The organism is Kribbella sp. VKM Ac-2569 (assembly GCF_004216905.1).
In the GTDB taxonomy this organism is placed as follows: domain Bacteria; phylum Actinomycetota; class Actinomycetes; order Propionibacteriales; family Kribbellaceae; genus Kribbella.
On sequence record NZ_SGXJ01000001.1, the window covers coordinates 38,608 to 55,372 of the forward strand.

14 protein-coding genes are annotated in these 16,765 nt (G+C 69.0%); 3 read left to right on the forward strand and 11 right to left on the reverse strand.

Annotated elements, in window-relative coordinates:
• Positions 1-25: 25 nt before the first annotated feature.
• The 5 genes from acnA to EV649_RS00190 all read right to left on the reverse strand — a co-directional run bounded on the left by acnA (position 26) and on the right by EV649_RS00190 (position 9,608).
• The gene (gene acnA / locus EV649_RS00170) at positions 26-2,803 is read right to left on the reverse strand and encodes an aconitate hydratase AcnA (protein WP_130379277.1); all 2,778 of its coding nucleotides are present in this window, start codon (positions 2,801-2,803) and stop codon (positions 26-28) included.
• A 145-nt stretch (positions 2,804-2,948) separates the two neighbouring features.
• A complete protein-coding gene (locus EV649_RS00175) occupies positions 2,949-3,881 on the reverse strand; it encodes an LLM class F420-dependent oxidoreductase (RefSeq protein ID WP_130379278.1) in 933 nt (310 codons plus the stop codon).
• Between the two features lie 10 nt (positions 3,882-3,891).
• Positions 3,892-6,345: a hypothetical protein gene (locus EV649_RS40675; RefSeq protein ID WP_157996138.1), complete on the reverse strand. Its 2,454-nt coding sequence runs from the start codon at positions 6,343-6,345 to the stop codon at positions 3,892-3,894.
• Positions 6,346-6,381: 36 nt separating this feature from the next.
• A complete protein-coding gene (locus tag EV649_RS00185; protein WP_130379279.1) occupies positions 6,382-7,581 on the reverse strand; it encodes a class I SAM-dependent RNA methyltransferase in 1,200 nt (399 codons plus the stop codon).
• Positions 7,578-9,608: an APC family permease gene (locus EV649_RS00190; protein ID WP_130379280.1), complete on the reverse strand. Its 2,031-nt coding sequence runs from the start codon at positions 9,606-9,608 to the stop codon at positions 7,578-7,580. Before EV649_RS00190 ends, EV649_RS00185 begins: the two co-directional genes overlap by 4 nt.
• Positions 9,609-9,702: 94 nt before the next feature.
• On the opposite strand from EV649_RS00190, the gene EV649_RS00195 reads away from it, so the two are divergent.
• From EV649_RS00195 to EV649_RS00205, 3 genes are read left to right on the forward strand one after another with little or no spacing between them, the layout of a single operon-like run.
• Positions 9,703-10,365 (forward strand): TrkA family potassium uptake protein, encoded by a 663-nt coding sequence (locus EV649_RS00195; protein ID WP_130379281.1) that lies wholly within the window; start codon positions 9,703-9,705, stop codon positions 10,363-10,365.
• A 9-nt stretch (positions 10,366-10,374) separates the two neighbouring features.
• The gene (locus EV649_RS00200) at positions 10,375-11,061 is read left to right on the forward strand and encodes a TrkA family potassium uptake protein (protein WP_130379282.1); all 687 of its coding nucleotides are present in this window, start codon (positions 10,375-10,377) and stop codon (positions 11,059-11,061) included.
• A 9-nt stretch (positions 11,062-11,070) separates the two neighbouring features.
• The gene (locus EV649_RS00205; RefSeq protein WP_130379283.1) at positions 11,071-11,466 is read left to right on the forward strand and encodes a VOC family protein; all 396 of its coding nucleotides are present in this window, start codon (positions 11,071-11,073) and stop codon (positions 11,464-11,466) included.
• A 24-nt stretch (positions 11,467-11,490) separates the two neighbouring features.
• On the opposite strand, the gene EV649_RS00210 is transcribed toward EV649_RS00205, so the two are convergent.
• The 6 genes from EV649_RS00210 to dut form a co-directional block, all read right to left on the reverse strand.
• Positions 11,491-12,243 (reverse strand): class I SAM-dependent methyltransferase, encoded by a 753-nt coding sequence (locus EV649_RS00210; protein ID WP_130379284.1) that lies wholly within the window; start codon positions 12,241-12,243, stop codon positions 11,491-11,493.
• Positions 12,244-12,464: 221 nt separating this feature from the next.
• Complete coding sequence (locus tag EV649_RS00215; RefSeq protein ID WP_130379285.1) at positions 12,465-14,159, reverse strand: DUF222 domain-containing protein; 1,695 nt, start codon at positions 14,157-14,159, stop codon at positions 12,465-12,467.
• A 285-nt stretch (positions 14,160-14,444) separates the two neighbouring features.
• Positions 14,445-15,122 carry a DUF3159 domain-containing protein gene (locus tag EV649_RS00220; RefSeq protein ID WP_157996139.1) on the reverse strand — a complete coding sequence of 226 codons (678 nt, stop codon included), beginning with the start codon at positions 15,120-15,122 and terminating at the stop codon, positions 14,445-14,447.
• Between the two features lie 19 nt (positions 15,123-15,141).
• Positions 15,142-15,531: an OB-fold nucleic acid binding domain-containing protein gene (locus EV649_RS00225; protein ID WP_130379287.1), complete on the reverse strand. Its 390-nt coding sequence runs from the start codon at positions 15,529-15,531 to the stop codon at positions 15,142-15,144.
• 19 nt (positions 15,532-15,550) lie between these two features.
• On the reverse strand, positions 15,551-16,198 hold the full coding sequence (locus tag EV649_RS00230) for a DUF3710 domain-containing protein (RefSeq protein WP_130379288.1): 648 nt from the start codon (positions 16,196-16,198) through the stop codon (positions 15,551-15,553).
• A gap of 87 nt (positions 16,199-16,285) precedes the next feature.
• Entirely contained in the window at positions 16,286-16,738 is a 453-nt protein-coding gene (gene dut, locus EV649_RS00235) for a dUTP diphosphatase (protein ID WP_130379289.1), read from the reverse strand.
• Positions 16,739-16,765 lie beyond the last annotated feature (27 nt).

Genomic DNA, 16,765 nt, shown 5'->3' on the forward strand with positions numbered 1-16,765 from the left:
CCGGTGACCCGCGGCTACTGGACCGTCAGCTGGCGATCAGGGACCGGAGGACGTACTGCAGGATGCCGCCGTTGCGGTAGTAGTCGGCCTCACCCGGGGTGTCGATGCGGACGACCGCGTCGAACTCCTTCACGCCACCGTCGGCCGCCGTGACCTTCACGTGCACCGTGCGCGGGATCTCGCCGTCGTTCAGCGCGGTCACGCCGGTGATGTCGAAGGTCTCCTCGCCGGTCAGGCCGAGGGACTCCGCGTTCTCACCCTCCGGGTACTGCAGCGGCAGCACGCCCATGCCGATCAGGTTCGACCGGTGGATCCGCTCGAAGGACTCGGTGATGACGGCCTTGGCGCCGAGCAGCGCCGTACCCTTCGCGGCCCAGTCCCGCGACGAGCCCGAGCCGTACTCCTTGCCGGCCAGGATCACCAGCGGCGTCCCGGCTTCGGCGTACGCCTCGGCCGCCTCGTAGATGCTCGTGACGGGCGCGTCGTCCTTGGTGAAGTCGCGGGTGAAGCCGCCCTCGGTGCCCGGCGCGATCTGGTTGCGCAGCCGGATGTTCGCGAACGTTCCGCGGATCATGACCTCGTGGTTGCCGCGGCGGGAACCGTACGAGTTGAAGTCCTTGCGGTCCACACCGTGCTCCGCCAGGTACGTGCCCGCGGGGCTGTCCGCCTTGATCGAACCGGCCGGGGAGATGTGGTCGGTGGTGACCGAGTCGCCCAGCTTGGCCAGCACGCGCGCGCCGGCGATGTCGGTGACCGGCGACGGGTCCTTCGCCATACCGTCGAAGTACGGAGGCTTCCGGACGTACGTCGACTCGCTGTCCCACGCGAACGTCTTGCCCTCCGGCGTCGGCAGCGACTGCCAGCGCTCGTCACCTGCGAACACGTCGGCGTAGTCCTTGGTGAACATCTCCTTGTTGATCGAGCTCGCGATGGTCCGCTCGACCTCGTCGGCGCTCGGCCAGATGTCCTTCAGGAACACGTCGTTGCCGTCGGTGTCCTTGCCCAGGGCCTCGGTCTCGAAGTCGAAGTCCATGGTGCCGGCCAGCGCGTACGCGATCACCAGCGGCGGCGACGCGAGGTAGTTCATCTTCACGTCCGGGTTGATCCGGCCCTCGAAGTTCCGGTTGCCGGACAGCACACTCACCACGGCGAGGTCGGCTTCCTGCACCCCGGCCGAGACGGCCTCCGGCAGCGGGCCGGAGTTGCCGATGCAGGTGGTGCAGCCATACCCGACGAGGTGGAAGCCGAGCTTCTCCAGGTACGGCGTGACGCCGGCCTTCTCGTAGTAGTCGGTGACGACCTTCGACCCGGGCGCGAGCGACGTCTTCACCCACGGCTTCGACGCCAGGCCCTTGTCGACCGCGTTCTTCGCCAGCAGCGCCGCGGCGAGCATGACGGACGGGTTCGAGGTGTTGGTGCAGGAGGTGATCGAGGCGATCACGACGTGGCCGTGGTCGAGCTCGACCTCCTGGCCGTCCAAGGAGATCTTGGTCTTCTTCGACGGGCGGCCGTTGCCGCTGCCGTGCGGCACGTGCGGCTCGTCGTTCACGTTGCCGTGGCCGTTCGGGGCGTCGCTGGCCGGGAAGCTACCGGTCTCCGACGGGTCGACGTCCAGCTCTTCGGTGGCGTAGTCGGTCAGCGCACCGCGGAAGCCTTCCTTGGCCTCGCTCAGCGCGACCCGGTCCTGCGGCCGCTTCGGGCCGGCGATCGACGGTACGACGGTCGACAGGTCGAGCTCGAGGTACTCCGAGAAGCGCGGCTCGACGTCCGGGTTGTGCCACAGGCCCTGCTCCTTGGCGTACGCCTCGACGAGCGCGACCTCGTCGTCGCCGCGGCCGGTCAGGCGCAGGTACTCCAGGGTGACGTCGTCGATCGGGAAGATCGCGCAGGTGGAGCCGAACTCCGGGCTCATGTTGCCGATCGTGGCGCGGTTCGCCAGCGGGACCGCCGCGACGCCGTCGCCGTAGAACTCGACGAACTTGCCGACCACACCGTGCTTGCGCAGCATCTGGGTGATCGTCAGCACGACGTCGGTCGCGGTCGCGCCGGCCGGGACGGACCCGGTCAGCTTGAAGCCGACGACCTTCGGGATCAGCATCGACACCGGCTGGCCGAGCATCGCGGCCTCGGCCTCGATACCGCCGACGCCCCAGCCGAGCACGCCGAGGCCGTTCACCATCGTGGTGTGGCTGTCGGTGCCGACGCAGGTGTCCGGGTACGCCTGGCCGTTGCGGACCATCACGGTGCGGGCCAGGTGCTCGATGTTCACCTGGTGCACGATGCCGGTGCCCGGCGGGACGACCTTGAACTCGTCGAACGCGGTCTGGCCCCAGCGGAGGAACTGGTACCGCTCGCGGTTCCGCCCGTACTCGAACTCGACGTTGCGCTCGAACGCGTCCGGCGTACCGAACACGTCGATGATGACCGAGTGGTCGATGACCAGCTCGGCCGGCGCCAGCGGGTTGATCTTGGTCGGGTCGCCGCCGAGCTCGCCGACCGCCTCGCGCATCGTGGCCAGGTCGACCACGCACGGGACGCCGGTGAAGTCCTGCATGATCACCCGGGCCGGGGTGAACTGGATCTCGGTGTCCGGGGCGGCGTTCTGGTCCCAGTTGCCGAGCTTGGTGATGTGCTCGGCGGTGATGTTCGCGCCGTCCTCGGTGCGCAGCAGGTTCTCCAGCAGGACCTTCAGCGAGTACGGCAGCGTGTCCGCACCCTCGATGCCCGCCAACCTGAAGATCTCGTACGACTGTCCGTTGACCTCGAGTGCCCCCTTGGCACCGAAGCTGTCGACGCTCGCCATCAACCTGCTCCTCTGTCCAGTCCGTATTCGCCTACGCCCATCCTGCCGAGCGTGGTAGCCGGCGGCGAGGTCAGGTTCCCCTAACCTCGCGCCGCAAACTCTCTCGACATCAAGATACACGACATCGAGCCAACTTTCCCGTCGATCAGGAGACCTGTGGAAGAACTTCCGCCGCGATCAGGTCGAGGTGGTCGAGGTCCTGCAGATCCATGATCTGGACGTACTGACGCTGCGATCCCACCGCGGCGAACTGCCCCAGCCGGTCCACGACCTCGGCCGGCGTCCCCGCGATGGCGTTCGCCTTCAGGTCCTCGACATCGCGGCCGATCGCCTCGGCCCGCTGCTTCACCTCGGCGTCGTCCTTCCCGACCACCACGGTGTGCGCGGTGGACAGCGCGAGCGTCTTCGGGTCGCGACCCTCGGCTTCGCAGGCTGCCTGGACGCGCTTGAAGAGTGTCTCGGTGAGCTCGACGCCACGGAAGCCGGCGTTGAACTCGGCGGCGTACTTCGCGGCGAGCTCCGGCGTACGCTTCTTGCCCGCGCCGCCGACGATGATCGGCGGGTGCGGCTGCTGGACCGGCTTCGGCAGCGCCGGGGAGTCGCTGATCTGGTAGTGCTCGCCCTGGAAGTCGTACTTCTCCCCCACCGGGGTGTCCCAGAGCCCGGTGATCAGTTCGAGCTGTTCGGTGAGGAGGTCGAAGCGGCCCGGGGTGTCGGGGAAGTCGAGGGCGTACGCCTTGTGCTCGGCTTCGTACCAGCCGGCGCCGAGTCCGAGTTCGGCGCGGCCGCCGCTCATCTGGTCGACCTGCGCGACCGAGATCGCGAGTACGCCGGGGTTGCGGAACGTCGCGGAGCTGACCAGCGTGCCGAGCTTGATCCGCTTCGTCTCACGCGCCAGACCGGCCAGCGTGATCCACGAGTCGGTCGGGCCCGGGAGGCCGTCGTTGTCGCCCATGACGAGGTAGTGGTCGGAGCGGAAGAACGCGTCGAACCCGTTCTCCTCCGTCTTGCGGGCGACCGCGAGAAGGTCGTCGTACGACGCGCCCTGCTGAGGTTCGGTGAAGATCCTGAGAAGCATGGCGCCAACGCTATCTCGCGCTGGTGTACAGCTTCTCCAGGTACGACGGCTGCCACTCGGAACCGCGGTTGTACAGCCTGCGGACCAGCTCGTTCGCGTCGAAGCGCTCCTCGACCGGGTTGTCCCACCAGTCGGGCACCTGGTCGTACCAGCGGTCGATCCGCAGCGTTCGCCCGGCCGCGTCGATGCGCGCGAACAGCCAGCCGCCCTGCTCGCCTTGTGCTTCGGTCAGCCAGAGATCACCGAGCAGGCCGCTGAGCTTGTCGGCGGCGAACTCGGGGTCGTCCACGTCCGGCGGCTCCAGGTCGAACCGGTACGACGGCGCACCCGGGTCGAGCACCTGCACCTGGATCGTGAACCCCGACGGAACGATCGCCGTCCGCGCGCGGCACCAGTCGTGCAACGCCCGCACCGCCTCCGACTCCTCCGGCTTCGGTCGAGGCCGCTCCACCTCGGCCCGCATGGCCTCCTCGAGAGAGCCGGACTCAGGGACGATCCGGGGCCCGCCGCCACCAACCAGCCCCAAGCCGGCCACCAACATCCCACCGACAGCACCCCCGGCCGCCACGTCCAGCGCGCCGGCTGATGGGGCCGCGCCGTTCGGCTGGTCCGACTCGTCGACAGATCCGACCGGCTTCTTCAGCCACACCGGCTCGTCATCGTCCACCACGGGCACGAACCCGGTCGGCATGTCGTCGTCCGGGTCACCCCCGAGCGCGGGAGCCTGCTGGGGCTCGGGCTCGGGCATGGGTTCCGGCTCGGGCTCCGGGAAGGGCTGCGGCTCGGGCTCAGGCATCGGTTCCGGCTCAGGCTGCGGGAACGGCTCGGGCTCGGGCTGTGGGAACGGCTGCGGGTCAGGGTTAGGCAGCGGCTCTGGAGCGGGCTCGGGGTCCGGAACAGGCCCCGGGATCGGCTCGGGCTCCGGGAAGGGCGCCGGGTGTGGGGTCGGCTCGGGGTCGGGTGGGATGGGCTCAGGCCACGGTTCCGGGTGAGGCTCTGGCTGCGGCCACGGTTCTGGCTGGGGTTGGGGTTGCGGCCAGGGCTGAGGTTGAGGGTGAGGCTCTACCTGAGCTTGAACCTCGGCTACCGCGGGGATTTCGGCGGTTTGGTCGTCGTCTGCATCCGCGAACTCGGCGACCTGGGGCGCCGGCTCTTGAGCGGGGGCGAACGGGGACGGGCCGGTGAAGGACGACGGTTCGTCCTCCTCGGTGGCCGGGGCCGGGTCCAGTACTGCCTCGATCTCGGCAGTGGGTGCGTCGTCGTCCTCGAAGTCCGCGACCGGCGCGAACGGCGAATCCACCGGTGCCGGGTCCGCCGATGCCGAGCTCGGGTCTTCCACCCATTCGCCGTTGATCCAGGCGGGCCCGGTCCAGGCCGGGTCCGGTGTGGGCTCGGGGAAGGGGTTGTACGCGCTGGTGGCTTCCTGGTCGGACCAGGACGACTGTTCCGCCGTTTCCCAGTCCTGGTCAGCCGCGGGCGCGGCGCTGGCGGGAGCGTCCGCGAAGAGACTGTTGTAAAAGTCGTCGCCTTCGTAAACCCCGCCGCCAACCCGCGGCGGTTCGGACGACGGGAGCGTCGGATCGTACGCATGAGACGTCGGCAGCCCGGGACTCGAGACGTTCTCCGGGATGTAGGTTCCGGGCGCAGGCCCTGCCTGCGCAGGCGGTGGGTCGGCGATCGGCTGGCCGGTGAAGGGGCTGATGCCGGGTGGGACGACGTACGACTCCTCGTCGTCGCCTGGCGGGTTGTCTCCGATCACGGGATCTTCAACGACCGAGACCTCGGCCGTGTCAGGCTCTGCGGCGAAACTTGCCGATTCTGCAACGTTTCGGGTGAAGTCCTCCCCCGCGGCGACGCCGGCCGGCAGGTCCGGTTGCACCGGCGAGCGCGGGTCGATCCCGAAGGGCCCGAAGAACGCCCCGAGCGCCGCCGCCGAGATCCCGGGTCCGGCCGCGGCCCGGATCAGCTCCACGCCGTACGGGCGGAGCTCGTCGAGGCCGCCGAGGTAGTCGGACCATTCCGCGACCCACGCGACCATCTCGTCGGCGGCCGCCTCGTCCGAGGTGATCCACTCCCCGATCGGCGTGAACCCGTCGTCGACCGGCTGCCAGGGGTCGCCCGGGTACGACGCGCGCGCCCAACTCCCGTTGAACGCGCCGTACACGAACCCGAGCTCGCCCGCCGTCTGGCGCTGCCGCACCTCCGGCTGCCCGATCCACTCCGGTGACCCGGCCAGGAGGTCCTCGCCGGCGGTCTGACTGTGCTGCGTGTGGAATCCCCACAGCACCGCCCGCCCGTCCTCCAGGCGCGCCATCCGCAGCACGGACGCGGTCTCGTCCTGGTGGTGATACCCGTCCGCGTCGGCGTACCAGCGCCGGTCGAAGCCCGTGGCATGCGCGACCGCGGCGAGTGCGCTCCAGCGGGCGCGCAACTCCTCCGGGTCGTCCAGGTCAACGAGCGGCATCAGGTCTCCAAGCGCATTTGGATCCAGGCCCAGACGCTACCCGAGCCCTCCCCCACTGGCCACTTCACTGTCCACAGGCTCGAGGATGGCGACGCATTCGATGTGGTGGGTCATTCCGAACAGGTCGAAGGCGCGCAAGGACGCGATTCCGTACCCGAGGCGTCCGAACGTCTTCAGGTCCCGGGCCAGTGCCGCCGGGTCGCACGCGACGTACGCCACGCGCCGCGGTCCGAGTGCCGCGATCCGCCGTACGACGTCCTTCCCGGCGCCGGTCCGTGGCGGGTCCAGGACGACAAGGTCCACGTGCTCCAGGCCCTGACCGGCGGCCACGTTCAGGACCCGGTCGACGTCGCCGTTCTCCAGCGTCACGCCGTCCAGGTCGTGCAGGTTCCGCCGGGCGTTCCGGACCGCGTCCTTGTCGCCCTCGATCGCCAGCACGGGGCAACCGGCCTCGGCCAGGAACGCCGCGAACAGCCCGACACCCGAGTACAGGTCGAGCGCGGTCTCACCGGCAGCAGGCTCCAGCCCGCTCAGTACGGCGTCCACCAGCGTCTCCGGCGCCGCCGGGTGGACCTGCCAGAACCCACCGGCGTCCACCAGGAACCGCCGGTCGCGCACCACCTCGACCAGCCGCTCCCCTGCGTCCTTGTCGGTCAGTACGACGGTCTTCCCCTCTGAGGACACCACGGCCTGCACCGACGACACGCCCGGCCACCGTGAGCTCAGCACATCCGGCGTCCCCGGGTGCGCGAGCAGGCACCGGTCGATCGGGATCAGGTCGTGGGAGCGGTGTGCGTACATACCGGGCCGCTCGTCCACGACGGCGTACCGCATCCGCGTCCGCCATCCCAACCCGTCGTCACCGGGCGACTCCATCACGATGGTCCGTTCGATCCCACCGATCCGCCGGAGCGTGTCCGACACGACGGTCGCCTTCAGCCGCCGCTGCTCGACGATGTTGGCGTGCTGGAAGTCACACCCACCGCACTGCCCCGGTCCGGCGTACGGGCACGGCGGCTCGATCCGTTGCGGGGACGGCGTGAGCACCTGGACCGCGTCGGCCCGCAGGTACTTCGCCGTCTGTTCCGTGATCCGGGCGTGCACCAGCTCCCCCGGCAGCGCGTGCCGGACGAAGACCACCTGCCCCTCGTGCCGGGCGACGCAGTGTCCCCCGTGCGCGACTGGCCCTACCTCCAGCTCGACTACCGCCCCAACCAGACTGTTCTCGTCTGTCACCGATCTCCTGACGCCTTGCGGGCACCACGCCGTACCTGGCCGGCCACCCGCTCCACCCGGTCCTGCCGTTCCTCGGCCCCCTGCGACGAAAGCAGCTGGTAAGGAACGGACGTAACCATCACACCAGGTGTAAACAAGAGGCGCCCCTTGAGCCGCAGCGCACTCTGGTTGTGCAGGATGTGCTCCCACCAGTGGCCGACGACGTACTCCGGGATATAGACCATCACCACATCCCGCGGCGACTGCCTCCGGATGTCGCGCACGTACTGCAGGATCGGCCGGGTGATTTCCCGGTACGGCGAGGCGAGCCGCTTCAGCGGGATCGGGATACCACGAGTGTCCCACTCGGCCTGCAGCTGGTCCGACTCGTCCCGGTCGACGTCGACGGTGACGGCCTCGAGCTGGTACGGGCGGGCCGCCTTGGCGAAGGCCAGCGCCCGCAGCGTCGGCTTGTGCAGCTTCGACACCAGCACGATCGCGTGCACCCGGGACGGCAGCATCAGCGGCTCGTCGCCCTCGGCCGCCATCTGCCGGCGGACCGTCTCGTAGTGCCGGTGGATGCCCTTCATCAGCAGGAACAGGCAGGCCATCGCGATGATCGCGATGTACGCGCCGAGCAGGAACTTGGTGATCAGCACGATCACCAGCACGACGCCGGTCAGCGTCAGGCCGATCGCGTTGATCACCCGGGACCGGATCATCCGGGCCCGTTTGCCCGGGTCCTGCTCGTCGCGCAGCAGCCGGGTCCAGTGCCGGACCATGCCGATCTGGCTGATCGTGAACGAGACGAACACGCCGACGATGTAGAGCTGGATCAGCCGGGTCACCTCGGCGTTGAACGACACGATCAGCACGATCGCGAAGCCCGCCAGGATGACGATGCCGTTGCTGAACGCCAGCCGGTCGCCGCGGGTGTGCAGCTGCCGCGGCAGGTACCCGTCGCGGGCCAGGATCGAGCCGAGCACCGGGAACCCGTTGAACGCGGTGTTCGCGGCCAGCACCAGGATCACGCCGGTCGCGGCGGCGACCAGGTAGAAGCCCGGCGAGAAGTGGTCGAAGATGCCCTTGGCGAGCTGGCCGATCACCGGGTCCTGGTGGTACCCCTCGCCGACCGGTACGCCGTCGCGGAGCAGCTGGGTCCCGGGGTCCTCGGCGAACCGGACCTTCATCACGTTCGCCAGCGTCACGACGCTGACCACCATCGCGATCGAGATGGTGCCGAGCAGCGCCAGCGTGGTCGCCGCGTTCCGGCTCTTCGGCTTCTTGAACGCCGGTACGCCGTTACTGATCGCCTCCACCCCGGTCAGCGCGGCACATCCGGACGAGAACGCCCGCAGGATCAGGAACGCCATCGCGATCCCACTCGCGCCGTGCGCGAACTGGTCCTCGGCCGCGATGTCGAGACCGGAGCTCGACGCGTCCGGCAGGTGCCCGAACAGCAACCGGCCGAAGCCCCAGGCCGCCATCCCGAGGATGGTGAACATGAAGATGTACGTCGGGATCGCGAACGCGGCCCCCGACTCGCGCACGCCCCGCAGGTTCATGGTGCTCAGGAACAGCACCGCGATCACGGCCGCGGTCACCTGGTGCCCCTCCAGCGCCGGGATCGCCGAGGCGGCGTACTGCGCGGCCGAGGAGATCGACACCGCGACCGTGAGGACGTAGTCGACCATCAGAGCGCTGGCGACCGTCAGACCGGCGGTCGGGCCGAGGTTCACGTTGGCGACTTCGTAGTCGCCGCCGCCGGACGGGTAGGCGTGGACGTTCTGCCGGTACGACAGCACGACGACGACCAGAACCACCGCGACCGCGAGCGAGATCTTCCAGGAGATCGTCAGCGCCGCGAGTCCGGCGATCGACAGGGTCAGGAAGATCTCGTCGGGGGCGTAAGCGACCGACGACAATGCGTCGCTCGCGAACACCGGAAGGGCGATGCGCTTGGGCAGCAGGGTCTCACCCAGCTGAGTGCTGCGCAGTTTGCGTCCGAGCAGCAGCCGTTTGCCGATATCGCCTAGAGCGGGAGTCACACCGGTGATGTTAGAGGCACCCTCAGGTCGGTGTAGCGTCTATCCCTGCCGAACCGAGCCAGCCGCCCGCCACGGGGCAGGGAGTGATCAGCGAGTGCACGTCGTCATCATGGGCTGCGGCCGCGTCGGGTCGATGCTCGCCCGCGGTCTGGAGAAACGCGGCCACACGGTCGCGATCATCGACCAGTCGGCCGACGCGTTCCGCCGGTTGAGCCCCGCGTACACCGGGCGGACGATCGTCGGGATGGGCTTCGACCGTGAGGTGCTGACCGAGGCCGGGATCGAGGATGCCGAGGCGTTCGCCGCGGTGTCGAACGGCGACAACTCGAACATCCTGGCCGCCCGGGTGGCCCGCGAGACGTTCGGGATCAACAACGTGGTGGCCCGGATCTACGACCCGGGACGCGCCGAGGTGTACCAGCGGCTCGGTATCCCCACGGTCGGCACGGTCCGCTGGACCGTCGACCAGATGATGCGCCGGCTGCTGCCCGAGGGCTCCGAGCCGGAGTGGCGCGACCCGTCCGCCACCGTCCGGCTGGCCGAGGTCCATGTGCACGCGGACTGGATCGGCCGGCCCGCGTTCGACATCGAGAAGGCGACCGGCGCCCGGGTCGCGTTCCTGACCCGGCTCGGCGAGGGCGTGCTGCCCCGGGCCGACACAGTCGTCCAAGAGGGCGACCTGGTCCATGTCATCATGCTGGAGCGGGACGCCGCCGCGATCGAGGCCCAGCTCGGCACCAAACCTGAAGAGGCCTGAGGAGCTGTGATGCGGGTAGCCATCGCGGGAGCCGGCAACGTGGGTCGTTCGATCGCCGGCGAACTGCTGGAGAACGGTCACGAGGTCCTGCTGATCGACAAGGACCCCCGGGCGATCAAGGCCGAGTCGGTGCCGCGCGCCGAGTGGCTGCTGGCCGACGCCTGCGAGCTGTCCTCGCTCGAGGAGGCCGCGCTGCAGCGTTGCCAGGTGGCGATCGCCAGCACCGGCGACGACAAGGTCAACCTGGTCGTCTCACTGCTCGCCAAGACCGAGTTCGGCGTACCCCGGACCGTTGCCCGGGTCAACCACCCGCGTAACGAGTGGATGTTCAACGAGGCCTGGGGTGTGGACGTGTCGGTGTCCACGCCGCGGATCATGTCCGCGCTGGTCGAGGAGGCGGTGTCGGTCGGCGACCTGGTCCGGCTGTTCACCTTCCGCCAGGGCGACGCGAACCTGGTCGAGCTGACGCTGCCCGAGGACTCCCCGATGATCGGTCTGCGCGTCGGCGACGTCGACTGGCCGCTGGACACCGCCCTCGTCGTCATCCTCCGCGAGGGCCGCGTCCTGCGACCGGACCCGGAAGGCACGCTCGAACTCAACGACGAGCTCCTCTTCGTAGCCGCCGACGAAACCGAAGAACAACTCGAGGACATGCTGTCGCCCCACCACCGCAAGTCGGAAGGGACCACCTCCTAGGGTTGCTGGATGCCGCAGATCCAGCAGTTCCAGGTCAACCTGTTCTGCGACGACGTGGACGGGTGCCTCGCGTTCTACAGCGGCCTCGGGCTGACGGAGGCGTTTCGAGCGCCCGCCTCTGGCCCCGTCGCGCATGTGGAGGTCGAGGCGGCCGGCATTCGCATCGGGTTGACCTCGGCGCGCGTCGCCAACGAACTCGTCGACCTCGGCGTCGAGCCGGCCGATCGTCCCGCAACGGAGATCGTGTTCTGGTGTGACGACGTGGACGCCATGTACACCCTCGCCCTGGCCGCCGGCGCCACCGCCGTCGTCGCACCGACCGATTCCCCGGACGGCCGCCTGCACTACGCCTGGGTACGCGACCCCGACGCCCACCAACTCAAGTTCGTCCAGAACCGCGCCTGATCTCGCCATCCGCGGTCCTTTCAATCACGCGGACTCGCAGATGCAGAGTTGAAGCGGGGCATCCACGGCAAACGGTCGACCGGACCAGTCGCCGAAGCGCTCGACGAGCCGAAGGCCGCCCAGGGAGACGAGCAGCGGCAGCTCCTGCGGGAAGATGCTCCTGATTTCGAGCGGTGCGACGACGAAGTCGGGCTCGGAGTCGGTCGAGAAGTACCACGTCCCGCGGGTAACTTGCGCAGGCGCATCGTAGATCTCAGCGACATCGACGCTGACGTCGCCGCGGTCAGGATCCAGGAACGACAACGACTCCCGGGTACGCCGTACGCCATCGGCTTCGGCAAGTACGCGCACGCTCGGGTTGAACACATCGAAGACGAACCGTGCTCCAGGTGCCAGGTGTCTTCGAACCGACCGGAAGCAGCTCACCAGATCCTCGGCCTCGTGCAGATGCAGCAGGGAATTGGCTGTGATGAACACGAAGTCGAATGTGCGGCCCAGATCGAAGGCCCGCATGTCGCCCTGCATCCATTCCACCGCTACACCGCGCTCGTCCGCCTTACGCTGAGCCTCCGCCAGCATGTCCTCCGAGAAGTCCATGCCGACACACGGATGCCCGTCGGACGCGATGGGGATCAACTTGTGGCCGGTGCCGCACCCGAGCTCCAATACACGCCCGCCTTGCCGATTGGCCTCGGCCCGGTAGAAGTCGACCGCGGGCCCGCCGCCCGGAAACATCAGGTCGTACAGCCGCGCGTGCGAGTAGAACCCTTCACTCATCAAGCACCTCCTTTTCCGACGCATCCGCGTGGCCGTGGCCGCCTGCTGATTCAAACGTGCGCGCCGCCGCCATGTCAGCGGTGGCTGCGTAGCAGGATACGGACCGGGCAATGCCGATGGTTGCGAGCACCCCGCAGTCCGGGCACGCCTCGTCACGATCGACGACCACGCGACATCGGCGAGCTTCACGGCCTGGCCAGTTTCGGCACGATCGTCGGCTACTACGCGACTGCCTCGCCCGCGTCGGGCACCGGATGAGTACCGGTGTGGTCGACAACGAACCGGAACCCATGAGGGCTGATCCAGTCGACTGCTCCGGTGGGCAGACGTCTGCTACGCCAGCCGCCGAAGGTCTTCGCGCGGTGGTGGAGTCGGCCCAGCGGTATGAGGTTATCGGGGCCGGTCTGTCCCGGTGGACCAGCGCGATCGTACGGCGAGATGTGGTCCTGATCCATCCGGGTGGTGGCCTCTGCGCCGCTGTACGGGAACATGTCCACCGGGTGTCGCAGCCGAACCTGTTCGCGGATCCGGTCCGGGATCTCGTAGGCGTGCACACTGACCTCGTCCTGCAGATCGATCACAGGCTTCACAACCACCTGGTCATGACCAAGCAACTCGCTCAACTGCCTGGCCAGCAGCGGCCCGAGCTCCTCGACCCGCAGCACACCGTCGCCGGTAGCAAGCGTCCGATCGGTCAGATGCACGTACAGGGTGTGCCGATTCCGCCGCCCACTCCCGGCGCCGAGGCCGTTGCTGTGGGCCTCCTGCTTGATCGCGGCCAGCCGTGCAGGTAGTTCACCCGCCAACATCCGCCGCGTGAACGCATCCCCACCATCCCCGTCATCCCCACAGTCACGGGCAACGTCGTCCCCACGGTCATCTGCAGCGTCATACGCGCCGTCGTGCGCACCGTTCTCCCCGCCGTGTGCCCGGCCCGCTGCCTCGTCGTCGGCCGTGAACGGCGCGGTGTGGTCGGCTGCCGGCGCGTCCTGCTCGGCCTGGACGGCCTCGTCCTCGGGGTCGGCCCACTGCGGTGCTGGGGCAGCATCCTCTGGGGTGACGTGCGTCCGCCGGGTGTGGGGCGGCTGGGCGTCTTCTGGCGCGGGGTCTTCTGGCGCGGGGTCTGCCGGCTGGGGGTGGGCCGGTTGGGTGCGGGCGAGGTAGCGGGCGACCTCCAAGAGTTGGTGGGCCGCTGCGGGGTCGGAGATCCAGCCGATCGCCTTCGCGCGCCGCTGGTCCAGGTCGTCGGTGTCACCCAGGATCTTCAACGCGCGGGCCAGGTCGTCGATCGTGGCATCGAACCGGATCACATCACCGGCCGCGGCCCGGACCCAGATCCGTTTCGTGCCCTGGTCATCCGACGGAGCCACGAACACACCCCGGACCCGGGCGGCCGCCTCTGCCTGGGCTTTGGCTGCCTCGGGGTCGGCCTCCCGCAGGGCCGCGGTGACGATCTTCTTCAACGCACCGGGCGTGACGGTGTCGACGATCCCGACCACGCGCCGGTCCACGAGCGCGGCTGCCTCCTGCGACAGCGACAGGCAGGCGTGGGCGATCTTGCGGGCCCGCCACGCGACGGCGTTTCCGGCCAGTACGGCGGCCCAGATTCTGGGCAGTCGGTGCCGCAGCGCGAGCGCTTCGCCGATGAGCGCCGCGGCCGCGCCCGAGGACATCCGCATGACCGCGCCGAACTCGATCGGTGCGAACTCCGCGACGCCGGGGCAGCCGTCGCCGCCGTACACATGGATCTGTTCGTAGCCCGGACGTGGCTCGCGGTACACCTCCCCGTTGCGATCCGCGAAGACCAGCGCCGCCTCCAGCACCCGTACGGCGGCCCGGTCCTGGATCCGGCCGAACTGCGACGCCGCGGCCAACAGGTCCGCGGTCTCGAGCTCCTCCAGATCTTCATCGAACATGTGTTCTATTCTAGGTCACGATTGCGTCTCGCTCAAATCGAGATGAGCCCAGAAGCCTTATCCACAAGGGGAAATCGCACAGCTACACGACGATTGTCTGCGCGATAGGCGGAGGCAACTGGGGTCCAGCGGGCGATCCGGGTGATGCGCCAGATCGATCCGAAGGCGGCTGACAAGACAGCCGCCGCGAAGCGGCGTCCTTCCCCGGTGCGGGCAGTTGCTTGCCCTGCGGCGCTGCCGGAGGCGACTGGGAGACGGCCACCGCGGAGAAGGCCCGTGGGCTGGTTACTTTTTGTTGCCGCGGAGGAGGTGGGTGATGCTGTCTCGGGCCTCGTCCCATTTCTCGGGGGGCATCGAGCCGCGGAGTACGGCGTACGCGAGCCAGATCGCCAGTGCGTAGAACGGCAGGCCGAGGCCGATCTTGGCGATGCCGAGGGCGTTCAGGCTGCCGGTGAAGTACAGCGGGACCTGGACGATCAGGCGGATCGCGAACAATCCCACGAACACCAGCGTCGCGCGGGAGAAGCCCCTCAGCAGCACGGGATCGCGGCGCCAGGCGGTGCCGGTCTGCGTGATCACGCCGTACAGGAAGCCGAACAGGGGCCAGCGGATCAGGACTGTGATCAGGTACAGCAGGCCGTAGCCGAGGTTGGTGAGCAGGCCGGGGACGTAGAAGTCCTTGGCGTTGCCGGTGCGGTTCGCGACCCAGGCAGAGATCAGTACGCCGATGAAGCCGCCGAACACGTTGCGCAGCGGCTGCCGGCGGACGAGACGCACCACGGCGAGCACCGCGGCGATACCGACCGCGATGATCAGCGACAGCTGCAGCTTGTGGTCGGTGACGGCGTACGCCACCAGGAACGCGATCCAGGGCAGCCCGATGTCGAGCAGCGCACCCCACCCGCCGAGCGCGTGGAAGAAGTCCCTGTCGGTCGACTTCGGAGCCTTCTGCGGCTCCTCCACCGTCGGCTCCGTGTGCGGGTCAGCCATGGGCTGCCTGGGGGCGCAGCTCGTAGCGCGGGTTGAACATCACGCGGTCGCCGTCGACGACGCCGATCCGCCCGGAGGCGATCATTTCCGACCCGGCGTGGATGCCGCCGATCTTGCGGCGGCCGAGCCAGATCAGCTTGACCGTGCCGGTGCCGTCGTACAACTCACCCTCCAGTGCCGGTACGCCGCCTCGCGGGCTGAACGTGATGGTGCGCAACGTGCCGTACAACGTGACGAGCTCCCGGTCGTGGCAGCCGGTGATGGACCGCGCGCCACAGTCCTGCGCGAAGTCCTTGAGGACCTCCGCGTCTTCCTCGTCACGGTCCCCGGCCAGACCGCGGAAGGCACGCTTCCACAGCCCTGCGGGTTTGTTGCTGCCCATGGCGTCGAGTGTAGTCCGCTCAGGCCTCTTCGGGCTCATTCGGCTGAGCGCCCGGCGGCATCTGCAGCGGCAGCGACTCACGGACCGCCATCGGCTCGTTACCGCGGACCACGACGGTGTTGCGCAGAGTCGCTTCCATCGGCTCGGCGGCGTCCGGCTCGACGGCGGCGCGGCCGAGGACCGTACCGCGGAGCAGCCAACGCGGGCCGTCCACACCGATGACGCGGGAGGTCTGGCTGAAGACCTGTCCCTCCGGGTCCTCGACCGGGACGACCAGCACCAGTTCGGTGCCGAACGGGCCCTCGGACTCGGTCGCCGTACCACCCATCCGGGCGGCCTCGCCCGCGATCTCCTGGCGGACCTCGTCCCAGATGCCGCTGGTCTTCGGGGCCGCGAACGCACGCAGCTCCAGCGCGGAGTCGTCGAGCATCAGCAGCACTGCCTGCACCACGCCGCTCTGCTCGTCGACCTGCAGGCCCAGCTCCATGCCGGGCATGCCGGTGACCACCAGCGCACCCAGGTCGATGCGGTCCTCCGCCTCCAGGTCGGCGGCGTCGACCTCGGTCGAGTCGAACGGGCCCTCGGCGCGGACGTCCGCCGTACCGGTCTCGTCGAGGTTCTCGCCTGTCTCGGGCTCGTCGTTCTTGCCCTTACGGCGGAAGATCACAGCTGTTGCCTACTTCCTTGGTCTTGGTGCCGGCGCTGATACAGCGCCGTAGTCTCGCGCATCCGGCAGGTCAACGGGTGCACCTGGTCAGCGTGTCACATGGCCGAAGCCGCCGGTCGACCCGTGTCCCTGGTCACCGCGTGCGGAACCGGGCAGCGAGGTTACTTCGACGAACCGGGCCTTCTCGACCTGCTGGATGACCAGCTGCGCGATCCGGTCGCCGCGCCGTACGGTCACCTCGGCGTGCGGGTCGAGGTTGATCAGGCAGACCTTGATCTCGCCGCGGTACCCGGCGTCGACGGTTCCGGGGGCGTTCACGATCGAGACGCCGTGCTTCGCGGCCAGTCCGGAGCGCGGGTGCACGAACGCGGCGTACCCGTTCTGCAGGGCGATCGCGATCCCGGTCCCGACCAGGCCGCGCTCGCCCGGTTTCAGAGTCAGGTCGGCGGCCGCCACGAGGTCCGCGCCGGCATCGCCGGGGTGTGCGTACGACGGGAGCGGGAGGTCGGGGTCGAGTCGCTGGATGAGTACCTCGGTCACGAGTAGCGACCCTATCGAGCGCCTCGG